The organism is Bacillus sp. JJ664, assembly GCF_036962205.1.
Classification (GTDB): Bacteria; Bacillota; Bacilli; order Bacillales; family Bacillaceae_G; genus Gottfriedia.
This window is the reverse complement of sequence record NZ_JBALMS010000025.1, coordinates 26,299-41,629: the sequence shown is the minus strand read 5'-3', so window position 1 is coordinate 41,629 and position 15,331 is coordinate 26,299. Positions and strand designations below refer to the sequence as shown.

Annotated in this window: 13 protein-coding genes; all 13 read left to right on the top strand. The window is 34.6% G+C overall.

The window, feature by feature from the left end:
- Window positions 1-155: 155 nt before the first annotated feature.
- The 13 genes from rbfA to V7056_RS03760 all read left to right on the top strand — a co-directional run bounded on the left by rbfA (window position 156) and on the right by V7056_RS03760 (window position 15,159).
- Window positions 156-503, top strand: a complete 348-nt coding sequence (gene rbfA / locus V7056_RS03820) for a 30S ribosome-binding factor RbfA (RefSeq protein ID WP_499699444.1) — start codon at window positions 156-158, stop codon at window positions 501-503.
- A gap of 81 nt (window positions 504-584) precedes the next feature.
- Complete coding sequence (truB, locus tag V7056_RS03815; RefSeq protein ID WP_499699442.1) at window positions 585-1,496, top strand: tRNA pseudouridine(55) synthase TruB; 912 nt, start codon at window positions 585-587, stop codon at window positions 1,494-1,496.
- 70 nt (window positions 1,497-1,566) lie between these two features.
- A complete protein-coding gene (gene ribF / locus V7056_RS03810; protein WP_499699440.1) occupies window positions 1,567-2,514 on the top strand; it encodes a bifunctional riboflavin kinase/FAD synthetase in 948 nt (315 codons plus the stop codon).
- 132 nt (window positions 2,515-2,646) lie between these two features.
- Entirely contained in the window at window positions 2,647-2,916 is a 270-nt protein-coding gene (gene rpsO / locus V7056_RS03805) for a 30S ribosomal protein S15 (protein WP_087998503.1), read from the top strand.
- Between the two features lie 212 nt (window positions 2,917-3,128).
- The gene (pnp, locus tag V7056_RS03800) at window positions 3,129-5,243 is read left to right on the top strand and encodes a polyribonucleotide nucleotidyltransferase (RefSeq protein WP_499699438.1); all 2,115 of its coding nucleotides are present in this window, start codon (window positions 3,129-3,131) and stop codon (window positions 5,241-5,243) included.
- A gap of 331 nt (window positions 5,244-5,574) precedes the next feature.
- Window positions 5,575-6,555 carry a polysaccharide deacetylase family protein gene (locus V7056_RS03795; RefSeq protein ID WP_499699436.1) on the top strand — a complete coding sequence of 327 codons (981 nt, stop codon included), beginning with the start codon at window positions 5,575-5,577 and terminating at the stop codon, window positions 6,553-6,555.
- Window positions 6,556-6,652: 97 nt separating this feature from the next.
- Window positions 6,653-7,891, top strand: a complete 1,239-nt coding sequence (locus V7056_RS03790) for a M16 family metallopeptidase (RefSeq protein ID WP_499699434.1) — start codon at window positions 6,653-6,655, stop codon at window positions 7,889-7,891.
- A 465-nt stretch (window positions 7,892-8,356) separates the two neighbouring features.
- Complete coding sequence (dpaA, locus tag V7056_RS03785; RefSeq protein WP_499699432.1) at window positions 8,357-9,256, top strand: dipicolinic acid synthetase subunit A; 900 nt, start codon at window positions 8,357-8,359, stop codon at window positions 9,254-9,256.
- On the top strand, window positions 9,256-9,855 hold the full coding sequence (dpaB, locus tag V7056_RS03780) for a dipicolinate synthase subunit B (RefSeq protein ID WP_499699430.1): 600 nt from the start codon (window positions 9,256-9,258) through the stop codon (window positions 9,853-9,855). The genes dpaA and dpaB overlap by 1 nt, the downstream gene beginning before the upstream one ends.
- Window positions 9,856-10,036: 181 nt before the next feature.
- Window positions 10,037-11,080, top strand: a complete 1,044-nt coding sequence (gene asd, locus V7056_RS03775; protein ID WP_499699429.1) for an aspartate-semialdehyde dehydrogenase — start codon at window positions 10,037-10,039, stop codon at window positions 11,078-11,080.
- Window positions 11,081-11,106: 26 nt separating this feature from the next.
- The gene (gene dapG / locus V7056_RS03770) at window positions 11,107-12,336 is read left to right on the top strand and encodes an aspartate kinase (protein ID WP_499699427.1); all 1,230 of its coding nucleotides are present in this window, start codon (window positions 11,107-11,109) and stop codon (window positions 12,334-12,336) included.
- A 21-nt stretch (window positions 12,337-12,357) separates the two neighbouring features.
- Window positions 12,358-13,248, top strand: a complete 891-nt coding sequence (gene dapA, locus V7056_RS03765) for a 4-hydroxy-tetrahydrodipicolinate synthase (protein ID WP_499699426.1) — start codon at window positions 12,358-12,360, stop codon at window positions 13,246-13,248.
- Between the two features lie 240 nt (window positions 13,249-13,488).
- Complete coding sequence (locus V7056_RS03760; protein WP_499699425.1) at window positions 13,489-15,159, top strand: ribonuclease J; 1,671 nt, start codon at window positions 13,489-13,491, stop codon at window positions 15,157-15,159.
- Window positions 15,160-15,331: the final 172 nt, after the last annotated feature.

Below are 15,331 nucleotides of genomic sequence, written 5' to 3'. Positions count from 1 at the left end.
AGGCGACTGTTCAGCTCCCACAACTTTAAGACAAAGACCGAACCGTTCTGTAAAAAGATGGATTGGTTGAGTACAATAAATAAAATCGAATACATTTAGTTAAACTAATGTATGTAAACCAGAAATGTTTTGCTTTGTAAGATAGAGGTGAAAGTATGAAAGTTAGAGCACATCGTGTTGGAGAACAAATGAAGAAAGAACTTGGTGAAATAATCGGTAGAAAGATTAAAGATCCAAGAATCGGTTTCGTAACAGTTACTGATGTTCAAGTAACAGGAGATCTTCAACAAGCTAAAGTCTATATTTCAGTATTAGGTGACGATGAACAACGTCAAAATACATTAATTGGATTAGCAAAAGCAAAAGGATTTATTCGTTCTGAAATTGGTTCGCGTATTCGTTTACGTAAGACGCCTGAATTAATTTTTGAATTTGATGAATCAGTCGATTATGGTAACCGTATTGAAACATTGTTAACTCAAATTAACAAGGAAAATCAATAATAGCACTAGATGAAATGGATAGGCGATACTTCGTCTATCCATTTTTCTGCAATACATAAAATGATTAATAAGGTGATAAACATGAATGGTGTCATTGCACTTAACAAACCTACAGGACTTACGTCTCATGATTGTGTTTTTAAAATAAGAAAAATATTAAAGACAAAAAAAGTTGGACATACTGGTACACTTGATCCAGAAGTTACTGGCGTTTTACCAATCTGTGTCGGTGAAGCCACAAAATTAATTCCGTATTTAACGGATGATCGCAAAAAATATATTGGTGAAATTACTTTAGGATTTTCTACTGCAACAGAAGATGCACATGGTGAAGTGATTGAAGAAAAGAAAGTGGATCGTGTCATTACTCGCAAAGAAATATTAGATGTTTTTAACAAGCTAACAGGTGAAATTCAGCAAACACCACCAATGTACTCGGCAGTTAAAGTAAATGGTAAAAAGCTATATGAATACGCCCGAGCGGGTATTGAAGTTGAACGTCCAACTAGAACAATTACAATTTATGAATTATCTTTACTTGATGACAGAGAGATATTTGAAGGCGAAACAATTTCTTTTAAATTTGAAGTGTTTTGTAGTAAAGGTACTTATATTCGAACATTAGCAGTACAAATGGGAGAAATGTTAGGGTATCCAGCACATATGTCTTATCTTACTAGAACAAAAGCTGGTGCATTCACTATTAATGATTGTGTTACGTTTGAAGAGCTTGAAGAAAAAGCAGCAGAAGGTACATTAGACCAAGTCATGCTTTCAATGGAACAAGCTTTAAGTGATTACCCACGATTAAAAGTGAATCAAGAAGATGAAGCAAAAGTATTTAATGGTAGTCAATTTAAAAATGAAATGAATGTAAAGGAAGAAGAATTTATCGCAGTATACAATGAAAATAAACGTGTGATTGCGATGTATAGTCCGAATCCAAAAAATCCAAAAATGATTAAACCAACAAGAGTATTTCATAATCAATAGAAAAAACTATATAATTTTTAGCCATTGTTCTATAATGGGGAAAGAGACTTGAATATAGAAGGTGATAAAAATGACGAAATTAATAAAAATCACCCATCCTCATTCGATAAAAAAAGTAGATTGCAAAGAAACGGTCTTAGCACTTGGCTTTTTTGATGGTGTACATAAAGGGCATCAACAAGTCATTAAAACTGCCAAAGAAATTGCGGATGAAAAAGGATTATTATTATCAGTTATGACATTTGATCCACATCCTTCAGCGATTCTTGGAAATCGAGATGAGTCGATTTCTTATTTGACGCCTTTGGAACTAAAAGTGAAGTGGATGGAAAAACTTGGTGTGGACCAATTATTTATTGTTCAATTTACAGAGGAATTTGCAAATCTCTTACCCCAGGAATTTGTTGATCAATATATTATTGCATTACATGCGAAACATGTTGTCGCTGGATTCGATTTTTCATTCGGAAAATATGGTAAGGGTACAATGGAATCACTACCATTTCATTCTCGTAATGAGTTCTTACAAACAACAGTTTCAAAATTTAATATAGATGACGAGAAAGTAAGTTCATCAAGAATTCGTCAAGCGATTAAAGATGGGGAGATGGATGAAGCTGCTCGATTACTTGGAAGACAGTATCAAATTATTGGAACTGTCGTTGATGGTGATAAGAGGGGAAGAACAATTGGATTCCCAACAGCGAATATATCCGTGTCTGTACCCTATGCATTGCCATCAGTTGGCGTTTACGCAGTAAAATGTATTGTAAACGGCGAATTATATGAGGGTATGTGTAATATAGGTTACAAACCGACTTTCTATCATGAATTCCAAAAACAAACGATTGAAGTAAACATTTTTAATTTTAATGAAGATATTTATGGAAAAGAAGTTGAGATTTTTTGGTTTACAAGAATTCGTGATGAGAAGAAGTTTAATGGAATAAACGAACTAATTGAACAACTTCATAGAGATCGTGAAACAGTTATTAGTTATTTTAAAGAGATTAACTAGAATACTTGCTTTTAGGATGAAAACATAGTAAACTTAACAACGTATTTGAAAAACCGTTGCTTGGCTAATCGATATTCACCGACGACTGCTAGGTAATAGGTGTTCAACAATAATTTTATGAGGTGAAAAAACATGGCATTAACTCAAGAACGTAAAAACGAAATTATCAGCACTTACAAAACTCATGCAAACGATACTGGTTCTCCAGAAGTTCAAATTGCAGTTTTAACAGAAAACATCAACTCTTTAAATGGGCACTTACGTACTCACAAAAAAGATCACCACTCTCGTCGTGGTTTATTAAAAATGGTTGGTAAGCGTCGTAACTTACTTAACTACTTACGTAACAAAGATATTACTCGTTACCGTGAATTAATTACTAAATTAGGTTTACGTCGTTAATTTCGAGTACTAATCAGATACTTCTAGGAAAAGCGGGATTTCTTCCCGCTTTTTCTTATACATATCGTTAATTTTAAGAAGAAATATTTTTATCTCTTTATCGTTAGTTGATTTCTTTACTAAACATAGGAGATAATAGGTAATATGAAGATTTTTACATAATTCAAGGTAAGTACAATGAATTGTCATTAAGAGAGGGGTATTTATACCATATGGAACAACAAAAGCACGTTTTTTCCACAGAGCTTGCTGGTAAACCACTTACAGTAGAAGTTGGCCAACTAGCAAAACAAGCGAATGGAGCAGTATTAGTTAGATACGGTGATACAGTCGTTCTATCAACTGTAACTGCGTCAAAAGAACCAAAAAATCTTAGCTTTTTCCCATTAACTGTAAACTATGAAGAGCGTTTATATGCAGTAGGTAAAATTCCTGGTGGATTTATCAAACGTGAAGGTAGACCAAGTGAAAAAGCAATCTTAGCAAGTCGATTAATTGACCGTCCAATTCGACCACTATTTGCAGATGGTTTCCGTAACGAGGTTCAAGTAATCAGCATGGTAATGAGTGTTGATCAAAACTGTTCATCAGAAATGGCTGCAATGTTCGGTAGTTCATTAGCTTTATCAGTTTCAGATATTCCATTTAATGGCCCAATTGCAGGTGCTGTCGTTGGTCGAATTAATGGAGAATTAGTGATTAACCCATCTGTTGAACAAGCTGAAGAAAGTGATATTAACTTGACTGTAGCTGGAACAAAAGATGCAATTAACATGGTTGAAGCTAGTGCTAATGAAGTGCCAGAAGATATAATGTTAGAAGCTATTATGTTTGGACATGAAGAAATTAAGAAATTAATTGCTTTCCAAGAAGATATTGTAGCTCAAGTTGGTAAAGAAAAATCTGAAGTAAAACTTCATCAATTAGATTCTGAAATAGAAAAACAAGTTCGTGACCTTTGTGAAGCAGAATTAAATTCTGCAATTCAAGTTCATGAAAAACATGCACGTGAAGAAGCAATTACAGAAGTGAAAAACCGAGTAATTGCAGAGTTTGAAGAAAAAGAAGCAGATGAAGTAACGATTGGACAAGTTAAAGAAATTCTTTCTAAACTTGTTAAAGAAGAAGTTCGTCGCTTAATTACAGTTGAAAAAGTACGTCCAGATGGAAGAAAGTTAGACGAAATTCGTCCATTATCTTCACAAGTAGGACTTCTACCTCGTACACATGGTTCTGGTTTATTCACACGTGGACAAACTCAAGCCCTAAGTATCTGTACTTTAGGAGCGCTTGGTGATGTTCAAATTCTAGATGGCCTAGGAATTGAAGAATCTAAACGTTTTATGCATCATTATAACTTCCCATTATTTAGTGTTGGTGAAACTGGTCCAATCCGTGGTCCTGGTCGTCGTGAAATTGGGCATGGTGCATTAGGTGAAAAAGCTCTTGAGCCAAGTTTACCTGATCAAAAAGATTTCCCTTATACAATTCGACTTGTTTCAGAAGTTCTTGAATCAAATGGTTCTACTTCACAAGCAAGTATTTGTGCAAGTACTTTAGCAATGATGGACGCTGGTGTACCAATTAAAGCACCTGTAGCTGGTATTGCGATGGGACTAATTAAATCTGGTGAATATTATTCAGTATTAACTGACATTCAAGGTATGGAAGATCATTTAGGAGATATGGACTTTAAAGTTGCCGGTACTTCTAAAGGTGTTACTGCTCTTCAAATGGATATTAAAATTGAAGGTTTATCTAGACAAATTCTAAAAGAAGCATTAGATCAAGCAAAAATTGGTCGTATGCAAATTCTAGCTTCAATGATTGCAACAATCAGTGAACCAAGAAAAGATTTATCAGAATTCGCACCTAAAATTTTAATGATGTCAATTAAACCTGATAAAATTAAAGATGTAATTGGACCTGGTGGTAAGCAAATCAATAAAATTATTGAAGAAACTGGTGTGAAAATTGACATCGAACAAGATGGAACAGTCTTTATCTCATCTGTTGATCAACCAATGAACGAACGTGCTAAACAAATTATTGAAGACCTTGTTCGTGAGGTTGAAGTTGGACAACTTTATATGGGTAAAGTAAAACGAATTGAGAAATTCGGAGCGTTCGTTGAAATCTTTGCTGGTAAAGATGGTCTAGTTCACATTTCTGAGCTTGCTGAAGAGCGTGTTGGTAAAGTTGAAGATGTTATTGCACTTGGCGATGAATTCCTTGTTAAGGTTACTGAAATCGATAAGCAAGGACGAGTAAACTTATCTCGCAAAGCAGTATTAAAAGAACAAAAAGAAAAAGCTGAACAACAATAAGAACAAAAAGTAGTAGCGTTTGTTTCTGCTAGATCATAATAAGTAATGCATCAGGAAGGTTAATTTTACCTTTAGATGGTGATGACTGATGACTACGAGAAGTATAGCGCTAGTCGAAATAAAAAATATAAAAAAAAGTCAGGTATAAATAGGAAAATTCCTATGAGTGCCTGACTTTTTTTTGGTTACACTAAAGTATAAAGTGAAACATCTTCATCCAATTAGCGTGTATCATGCTTAAGTTGATTGATCGTGTTACATAATTTAGTAGAAAGCTTGTTCTATTTTCTTTAAAAAAATCATATTCCTTCTAGTAGGAGGGTGTCCGGAAATGAGTAGAGGTAAGTTGAAAGTATTTGCATTGTCAATCGCTATGATTATTGCATTTTTTGCTGTCAATAATCAATATACTAATCGTTATATTTCAATATTAACAAAGAATTCTTCATATGTAGCAGGTCATTCTGATGCTTTATATGAAGAAATCAGAACAAAAGCACCTACATATGAAATCGCACCTAAAGACGCATACATCGATCGAGTATGGAAGGCTATTCCAGGTTATAATGGCTTATCAGTGGATGTTGAAAGCTCTTATCAGAAGATGAAGAAAAAAGGGGAGTTTAACGAGAAGCAATTAGTATTTAAAGAGACTTCCCCGAAAGTTCATTTGAGAGATTTACCTCCATCACCTGTTTATAGAGGAAACCCTGAAAAACCTTTGGTTGCATTTGCAATAAACGTAGCATGGGGGAATGAATATATTCCACGGATGCTTGAGGTTTTAAAAAAGCATAATGCAGAAGCAACATTTTTCTTAGAAGGACGATGGGTAAAGGAAAATCCAACCGTAGCACAATTAATTACTGCTGCAAAACAAGAAGTAGGGAATCATTCTTATACCCACCCTGATATGGCAAGGTTAGGTACGACTGCGATATCTAATGAAATACAAAAAACAAATTCAGTCATTTTAGCAATTACAGATCAAAAAGTTGAATGGTTTGCTCCACCTAGTGGTAGTTATCGAGACGAAGTTGTAAACATAGCTTCAAAACTAGGGCTAGGTACAATCATGTGGACAGCTGATACAATTGATTGGCAAAAACCTCCAAAGGAAGTATTAATTAATCGAGTGATGAAAAAAGTAGATAACGGTACAATTGTCCTAATGCATCCAACTGCTCCAACTGCCGAATCACTTGATGAACTATTAACAAAAATAGAGGCATCAGGTAGGAAAGTTGTCAATATTTCAACATTATTAGATGAAAAAAGATACGACACCATTAAAAATGTTGAAAAAAAATGACTTTTTATGTCAGCTTTGTTAAGATGATTGTAAAATATAGTAAATTTTTTCAATTTATTACAATTGTAAATGACGGTGCATACATAGGAGGCAATACATGATAGTACGACATACTTGTAAAAATGGTGTTAGAGTTGTTTTAGAAAATATTCCAACTGTTCGTTCAGTTGCAATTGGTATATGGATTAAAACTGGTTCTACAAATGAAGTCCCAGAATTAAATGGTGTATCACATTTTCTTGAGCATATGTTTTTTAAAGGTACGACGACAAAAAGCGCAAAAGAAATTGCAGAAAGCTTTGATTCAATTGGTGGGCAAGTAAATGCATTTACATCTAAGGAATATACTTGTTATTATGCTAAGGTTTTAGATACTCACGCTGAATATGCGTTAGATGTTTTAGGAGATATGTTTTTCAATTCAACCTTTGATGAAGGTGAATTAGAAAAAGAAAAAAATGTAGTCTTAGAAGAAATAAAAATGTATGATGATACGCCAGATGATCTAGTACATGATCTATTAAGTAAAATTATGTACGAGAAACATCCACTAGGATCTCCAATTCTTGGAACTGAAGAAACGTTAAAATCATTTAATGGAGATACATTACGCCAATACATGAAGGATTTTTATACGCCAGATCAAGTTGTAGTTTCAATAGCTGGTAATATTGATAATTCGTTCGTTAGCCGAGTAGAAAATTTATTTGGACATTACGAAGGCAAAAAGAAAGAAATTAGTTTTGGTGTACCAACCTTACACTATGGCAAGATTGCCCGTAAGAAGGAAACAGAGCAAGCACATTTATGTGTAGGTTACAGAGGCTTAGAAATTGGTCATGACGAATTATATCCATTAATCACATTAAACAATATTCTTGGTGGCAGTATGAGTAGTCGCTTATTCCAGGATGTTCGTGAACAAAGAGGACTTGCGTATTCTGTATTCTCTTACCATTCAGCATATCAAGATAGTGGTATGGTAGCTATTTATGCTGGTACTGGCAAAAGTCAACTAAACCAGCTATTTGAAACAATTCAAGAAACATTAAAGATCTTAACAGTTGATGGAATTTCAGAAAAAGAGCTTTTGAATTGTAAAGAACAATTAAAAGGGAATTTAATGTTGGGCTTAGAAAGTACAAATAGCAGAATGAGCCGAAATGGTAAAAATGAATTAATGCTTGGTGAACATCGCTCTTTAGATGAAATTATTCAATTAATAGACGGAGTAACAATTTCGAATGTTAATGATATCGCGCGATTTGTCTTTACAGATAACTATGCAGTTTCATTAGTTAGCCCTGACGGAATCATGCCATCTATTATCAAATAAGATATTGACAAAAGAGGACCTTCTAAAAATGAAGGTCCTTTTTTTATGTAAATAACGAGCCTAGTGAGGAGCATTAGTTACCCTAAATGGTAATGAGCACCGCTGACAGGCGTAGCAAAAGGGAGCGTTAGCGAGATGTCTGAGAGGACATATAAAGAATGAGGTCCTCTCTGTGTCATAGGCAAAGTATAAAAAAATAGAGATTCATATTGATTAAAAACGCTTGTCTTTCGAGGCGCGAAGCCTGGCAAGGAGCTAATGTTATCCTAAATAGTAATGAGCAACTGAACGTTTCTCAATTGTTTGAGAGGACCTTCAAATTATGAGGGTCCTCTTTTTATATTTCTTTTCACCAATGAGAAAGGAAATTCATAAGATATTTAGGAGAAAGATGTTAGGCAGTAGTCCTGCCTTAAATATATTCATTTCCATTTACCATAGTGAAGTAAAGAAGGTGAATGCTGCATGTTAACTGGCTTGCATATAGCTGTTTTAGGCGGTGATGCCAGACAGCTGGAGGTTATTCGGAAGTTAACAGAGTTAGATGCAAAAGTAACATTAATTGGTTTTGAACAATTAGATAGTGGTTTTACAAGTGCATCAAAAGAGTTAATCGCTGATGCAAATTTTGAAGATTTAGATGCAATCTTATTACCTGTACCTGGAACAAATATTGAAGGAGTCGTCGATACAATTTTTTCTAGTGAGAAAGTTGTTTTGACAAAAGAGATTCTTGATAGTACACCAGAACATTGTACGATTTACTCTGGAATTAGCAATAGTTATTTAGACAGTATCATAGCAGCCTCAAATCGAAAACTTGTGAAATTGTTTGAAAGAGATGATGTTGCTATTTATAACAGTATACCGACTGTTGAAGGAACGATTATGATGGTTATTCAACATACGGAATATACGATTCATAATTCAAAAGTTGCTGTCTTAGGTTTAGGTCGTACTGGAATGAGTGTTGCTCGCACGTTTCATAGTTTAGGTGCGAAAGTAAAAGTTGGCGCTCGTAGATCTGAACATATTGCAAGAATTGTAGAGATGGGATTAGAGGCATTTGAATTTAAAAATATCGAAGAATCCCTTAAAGATGTTGATGTTGTTATTAATACAGTGCCAACCTTAATCGTAACAGCAAGTGTGATTTCAAAATTACAATCACATGCACTCATTATTGACCTAGCATCAAAGCCTGGAGGCACAGATTTTCGTTATGCAGAAAAAAGAGGCATAAAAGCATTATTAGCACCAGGCTTACCAGGAATCGTTGCTCCTAAAACAGCTGGTCAAATTATTGGAAATGTATTAACACAGCTTTTAAGAGATGATCTTGAAAAAAGAAAGGAGCAACCGTAATGACGCTTAAAGGTAAAAAGGTTGGTTTCGGAATTACTGGTTCACATTGTACGTATGAAGAGGTCGTTCCACAAATTCAAAAACTTGTTGATGATGGAGCTGACGTATATCCAGTCGTTACATTTACTGTAAAAAGTACAACAACAAGATTTGGAGTAGGAGAAGACTGGATTGAAAAAATTGAAGAAATCACTGGTCGTAAAACAGTGGATTCAATTGTTGGAGCAGAACCATTTGGACCTAAAGTTCAATTAGACTGTATGGTAATTGCACCTTTAACTGGAAACTCAATGAGTAAATTCGCAAACGCTCAAACAGATTCTCCAGTACTTATGGCAGCTAAAGCAACATTAAGAAATGGTAAACCTGTTGTATTAGGTATTTCTACAAATGATGCATTAGGTTTAAATGGAACGAATTTAATGCGTTTAATGAGTACGAAAAATATATATTTTATACCATTTGGGCAAGATGATCCGGAAAAAAAACCGAATTCTTTAGTAGCTAGAATGGAATCTTTACTTGAAACAGTTAAGGCTTCGATTGAAGGAAAGCAGCTGCAACCCGTTTTAGTAGAAAAATATCGCGATTTGCAATAATAATTTTGGAAAAAATAACTCCGATTTATTTTTTCTATGTTAGAATGAAGAAAATTGAGTATGTGTCTAGTGATACATACTCGTTCCTATGAATAGAAATGTCCGAACTAAAAGCTTTGAAATATCACTAAAAATCGCGTAAACTATTTAATAAAAGTTAGAAATAGGGAAGGTGCAAATTGTGGGAAATAAACAAAATTATGTTGTAGCTGTAGTCGGAGCTACTGGTGCAGTAGGTCAACAAATGATTGCTACTTTAGAAAAAAGAGACTTTCCGATAAAAGAAATTAAATATTTATCTTCAAAACGTTCAGCTGGGACGACATTATATTACAAAGGTCAAGAAGTGATTGTACAAGAAGCAACTCCAGACGCGTTTGAAGGTGTTGATATTGCATTATTTAGTGCAGGTGGTTCTGTATCAAAAGAACTTGCTCATGAAGCTGTTAAAAGAGGAGCAGTCGTTGTAGATAACACGAGTGCATTTAGAATGGCTGAAGATGTTCCTTTAGTAGTACCTGAAGTGAATGATAAAGATTTGTTTAACCATAAAGGGATTATTGCAAATCCGAACTGTTCTACAATTCAAATGGTAGTTGCACTTGAACCAATTCGTCAAACAATCGGTTTAAATAAAGTTGTTGTTTCAACATACCAAGCAGTTTCAGGTGCAGGTGTAACAGCAATTGAAGCATTAAAAGAGCAAGCTCAAGCGTTTTTAAATGGAGAAGAAGCAACTCCTTCTGTATTACCAGTGAAAAGCGGAGAAAAGCATTATCAAATCGCATTTAATGCAATTCCTCAAATCGATGTTTTTACAGAGAATGGTTATACTTATGAAGAGATGAAAATGATTAATGAAACAAAAAAAATCATGCACTTACCTGAATTAAAAATAAGCGCAACTTGTGTAAGATTACCAGTTATTTCTGGACATTCAGAGTCAGTATATATCGAAGTAGATAAAGAGGTTACAGTTGAAGAACTTAGAACGATCTTAAGCGATGCACCTGGAATCGTACTTCAAGATGATCCAGAACAACAACTTTACCCAATGCCGTTTTATAGTATTGGAAGTAATGATGTATTTGTTGGACGTATTCGTAAAGATTTAGACAATCCATTAGGGTTCCATTTATGGATCGTATCAGATAATTTATTAAAAGGTGCTGCTTGGAATTCAGTTCAAATTGCTGAAAAATTGATTGAATTAAGCATCATTTAGTGAGAAACAGCTAGAGAGGTGCAAGGATGAAAATTTTAGTCCAAAAATTTGGTGGGACTTCAGTACGTGATGAGAATGGTAGATCACACGCACTTAAACATATAAAAGAAGCTTTAGAAAAAGGATATAAGTTAGTAGTAGTTGTGTCAGCCATGGGTAGAAAAGGTGAACCATACGCTACTGATACATTATTAAACTTAGTAGGGGCAAAAAAAAGTAAAGTTTCTCAAAGAGAACTTGACTTATTAATGTCTTGTGGTGAAACAATATCTTCTATTGTATTTTCTAATTTATTAAATGAAAATGGAATTCATGCTACTGCAATGACAGGTGCTTCAGCGGGATTCCGTACAAATGATGAGTTTGGAAATGCTAAAATATTAGATATGAAATGCGGCCGCTTGATTAAAGAACTTGAAAACTACGATGTAGTAGTTGTTGCTGGTTTCCAAGGTGCTACTACAAAAGGTGATATCACAACATTGGGTAGAGGTGGAAGTGATACTTCTGCTTCAGCTCTTGGTGTTGCTGTTGGGGCAGAAACAATTGAAATTTTCACTGACGTTGAAGGTGTAATGACTGCTGACCCAAGAATTGTAAAAGAAGCACGTCCATTATCTGTCGTAACATATGCAGAAATATGCAATATGGCATATCAAGGGGCAAAGGTCATTCATCCACGAGCAGTTGAAATAGCAATGCAAGGTAAAGTACCAATTCGAATTCGTTCAACATATTCAAATAGTCTAGGTACGCTTGTAACGTCAAATCCTTCTCAAAAATTAATCGGTGGAGATATTCAAGATCGATTAATTACAGGGATTGCTCATGTGCCTAATGTTACTCAAATTCGTGTAACATCAAAAGAACATACTTTTGATTTGCATTCTCAAGTATTTAAGGCAATGGCAAATAAAGGTATTAGCGTAGATTTTATCAATATTTCACCAAATGGTGTTGTTTACACTGTTAGCGATGAGGTTGCTTCGAAGGCAATTGATGTCTTAAAGGGAATAGGCTATGAGCCTTCATATACGACAGGATGTGCAAAAGTATCAATCGTTGGTGCAGCAATTGCAGGAGTGCCAGGTGTTACATCAAAAATTGTTACAGCACTTGCCGAAAAAGGTATTCAAATCCTTCAATCTGCTGACAGTCATACAACTATTTGGGTACTTGTTAAAAATGAAGATATGATTGATGCGGTTACTGCCTTACATGAGGCGTTTGAACTTAGCTCGGTAAAAATGGATTAATTATTTGATCGGAGTGGGAAAATGAGCAGATTTGGTAAGATTTCAACTGCGATGGTAACACCTTTTGATTCAAAGGGTAATATTGATTTCGCAAAAACAACAAAACTAGTGAATTACTTAATTGAAAATGGCACAGATTCGATCGTAGTTTGTGGTACAACGGGAGAATCTCCAACATTAACATCAGAAGAAAAATTAGCATTAATTCGCCACGTTGTTACGGTTGTTGATGGCCGAATTCCAGTAATTGCTGGAACAGGTAGCAATGATACAAGAGCAACTGTTTCTTTAACAAAAAAAGTTACAGAGCTTGGTGTAGATGCGATTATGGTTGTTGTACCATATTACAATAAGCCAAATCAAGAAGGGTTATACCAACATTTTAAAGCAGCAGCAGAAAGTACTGAACTTCCTGTGATGTTATACAATGTGCCTGGTAGAACTGTTGCAAATCTAGCAATTGATACAGTTGTAAGACTTGCAGAAGTACCAAATATTGTTGCAATTAAAGATGCTACAGGTAATTTAGGTGTAATGACTGAAATCATTGACCGTACACCTGAGGACTTTGAACTTTATTGTGGAGATGACGGATTAACACTACCGGCATTTGCAATTGGTTCAAAAGGAACTGTTTCAGTAGCATCACATGTATTAGGGAATGAAATGCAACTATTAGCTGAAAGCTTCTTTACGGGTAATATGGAGCAAGCACAATTTTTACACCGTAAACTTTTACCTTTATTTGATGGATTCTTTATGGCGCCTAGCCCAAGTCCAATTAAAACAGCTTTACAAATGAAAGGCTTAGATGTTGGTGGAGTACGTTTACCACTTGTTCCATTAACAGAAGCTGAGCGCACAATATTAAGTTCACTTATGAACCAATTAGAAGAAGCATTACAAAATTAATAAAATGATAAACCATTCTTGAGCACGTAATTCTGTTCAATAATGGTTTTTTTATTGTCAAAAAATGAAAAAAATTTAATGAACCTATTTATTCTCTAGTCAGCTAGGCCATTCATTATTACGCATCTATTTTCCTTTTTAAGGAAGAATGTATCTTGTTTTCAATGTTCCTACTAGGATATAATGTTTGTAAGATTTTGAACGGTCTGTAAATTTAAAATGTACTAGGAGGAACAGGTAGTGGCTAAAGAAATAAATGAACAAGTAAAAGTTTTTGCCCTAGGTGGGGTTGGTGAAATCGGAAAAAATATGTATGTTGTTGAAGTAGGGGAAGCGATTTATGTACTTGATGCGGGTCTTAAATTTCCTGAACAAGAAATGTACGGAATTGATCATGTCATACCTGATGTGAGTTATTTAGAGAAAAACGCTCAAAGACTAGTGGGTGTTTTTATCACACACGGACATGAAGATCATATTGGTGCAATTCCGTATATTATGAAAAGGCTTCCGAATGTAAAATTTTATACAAATAAACTAGCATATTTATACATACGAGAAAAGTTAAGTGAAAAAGGAATTAAAAATATGGATCAATTTGAACTTTATGATGAGCAAAGTTCATTTGAATTCGATCAAAGTTCAATTCGCTTTTTCCGTACAACCCATAGTATTCCTGATTCTTTTGGTATTTGTATTGATACACTACAGGGTTCTGTTGTATATACTGGAGATTTTAAATTTGATCAATCGAAAAGCCCATACAAAGGCGCTGATATTGGGAAGCTTGCATTAATTGGTAATAAAGGAGTTCTATGCTTGCTTTCTGATAGTACAAATGCAGAAAGACTAGGATTCTCTGGTTCTGAGAAAAAAGTTTCTGAAGAGATTAAAAAAGAAGTTATGAATGCAAAAGGAAGAGTAATCATCACATGTTTTTCTTCAAATATTTATCGCATTCAACAAGTAATTGACGCGTGTATAGCTGCAGACCGTAAATTGGCAGTTGTAGGTAGTAGCATGGTCAAATCAATCGAATTAGCGAAGGAATTAGATTACTTAACAATTCCTGAAGATTTATTTATTTCAGTAGTTGATACAGATAACTATAAACAAAGTGATGTCGTAATTTTAACGACTGGTACACAAGGTGAACCGATGTCAGCTCTTTCTCGAATTGCAAAAGGAACACATAAACAAGTTTCTATTCGAAAAGGGGATACAGTATTAATGGCAGCAACGCCAATCCCAGGTAATGAAATGCTTGTCTCTTCATCAGTCAATCTGCTATTTAGAGCTGGTGCGAATGTAATATACGGGTATAAGAAAGTGCATGTATCAGGTCATGGTTATGAGGAAGAATTAAAACTAATGCTAGAATTAATGAAACCACAATATTTCATACCGGTTCATGGTGAATTCCGTATGCAAAAAGCGCATGGACATATCGCTGAAGAAGTTGGCATTCCAAAAGAAAATATATTTATCGTTGAAAAAGGTGATGTAGTTTCATTTAAAATTGGACTAGCTAATCGGACTGAAAGAGTTGAAGTTGGCAATGTACTAATTGATGGAATCGGTGTTGGAGATGTAGGTAATATCGTGTTGAGAGATCGTAAGCTTCTTTCACAAGACGGAATTCTAGTAGTTGTTGTCACATTTAATAAGCAGAAACGATTAATTCTATCAGGTCCAGAAATTATCACACGAGGTTTTGTGTATGTAAGAGAATCGGAAAAGCTGATTAATAGATCAACTGAAATGGTCAAGGACATTACCGAGAGAATGTTACAAAATGATCAAATAGAATGGACACTATTAAAGAATTCAATAAGAGATGGACTAAGCGCTTATTTATATGAAGAAACTAAGCGCAGGCCTATGATTCTTCCAATATTAATGGAAGTATAAATGACAAAGAGAAGCTAAATAAAAACTTAGCTTCTCTTCTTTACAAATCATGGTATGTTTTCCTTAAAATTTTCACATACTAACATGTATGAAAAATGATAGGGGGAACCGCCTGTGTCAAATTCAAATAATGAAACACCAATCCCAAACGAAGAATCACCCTCAAAACCAA

Bases quoted from the DNA above. Each gene is read 5' to 3' on its own strand.
- pnp (WP_499699438.1), top strand. From the start codon at position 3,129: ATGGAACAACAAAAGCACGTTTTTTCCACAGAGCTTGCTGGTAAACCA.
- rpsO (WP_087998503.1), top strand. From the start codon at position 2,647: ATGGCATTAACTCAAGAACGTAAAAACGAAATTATCAGCACTTACAAA.
- dpaA (WP_499699432.1), top strand. From the start codon at position 8,357: ATGTTAACTGGCTTGCATATAGCTGTTTTAGGCGGTGATGCCAGACAG.
- dapG (WP_499699427.1), top strand. From the start codon at position 11,107: ATGAAAATTTTAGTCCAAAAATTTGGTGGGACTTCAGTACGTGATGAG.
- ribF (WP_499699440.1), top strand. From the start codon at position 1,567: ATGACGAAATTAATAAAAATCACCCATCCTCATTCGATAAAAAAAGTA.
- rbfA (WP_499699444.1), top strand. From the start codon at position 156: ATGAAAGTTAGAGCACATCGTGTTGGAGAACAAATGAAGAAAGAACTT.
- truB (WP_499699442.1), top strand. From the start codon at position 585: ATGAATGGTGTCATTGCACTTAACAAACCTACAGGACTTACGTCTCAT.
- dpaB (WP_499699430.1), top strand. From the start codon at position 9,256: ATGACGCTTAAAGGTAAAAAGGTTGGTTTCGGAATTACTGGTTCACAT.
- V7056_RS03790 (WP_499699434.1), top strand. From the start codon at position 6,653: ATGATAGTACGACATACTTGTAAAAATGGTGTTAGAGTTGTTTTAGAA.
- V7056_RS03795 (WP_499699436.1), top strand. From the start codon at position 5,575: ATGAGTAGAGGTAAGTTGAAAGTATTTGCATTGTCAATCGCTATGATT.
- dapA (WP_499699426.1), top strand. From the start codon at position 12,358: ATGAGCAGATTTGGTAAGATTTCAACTGCGATGGTAACACCTTTTGAT.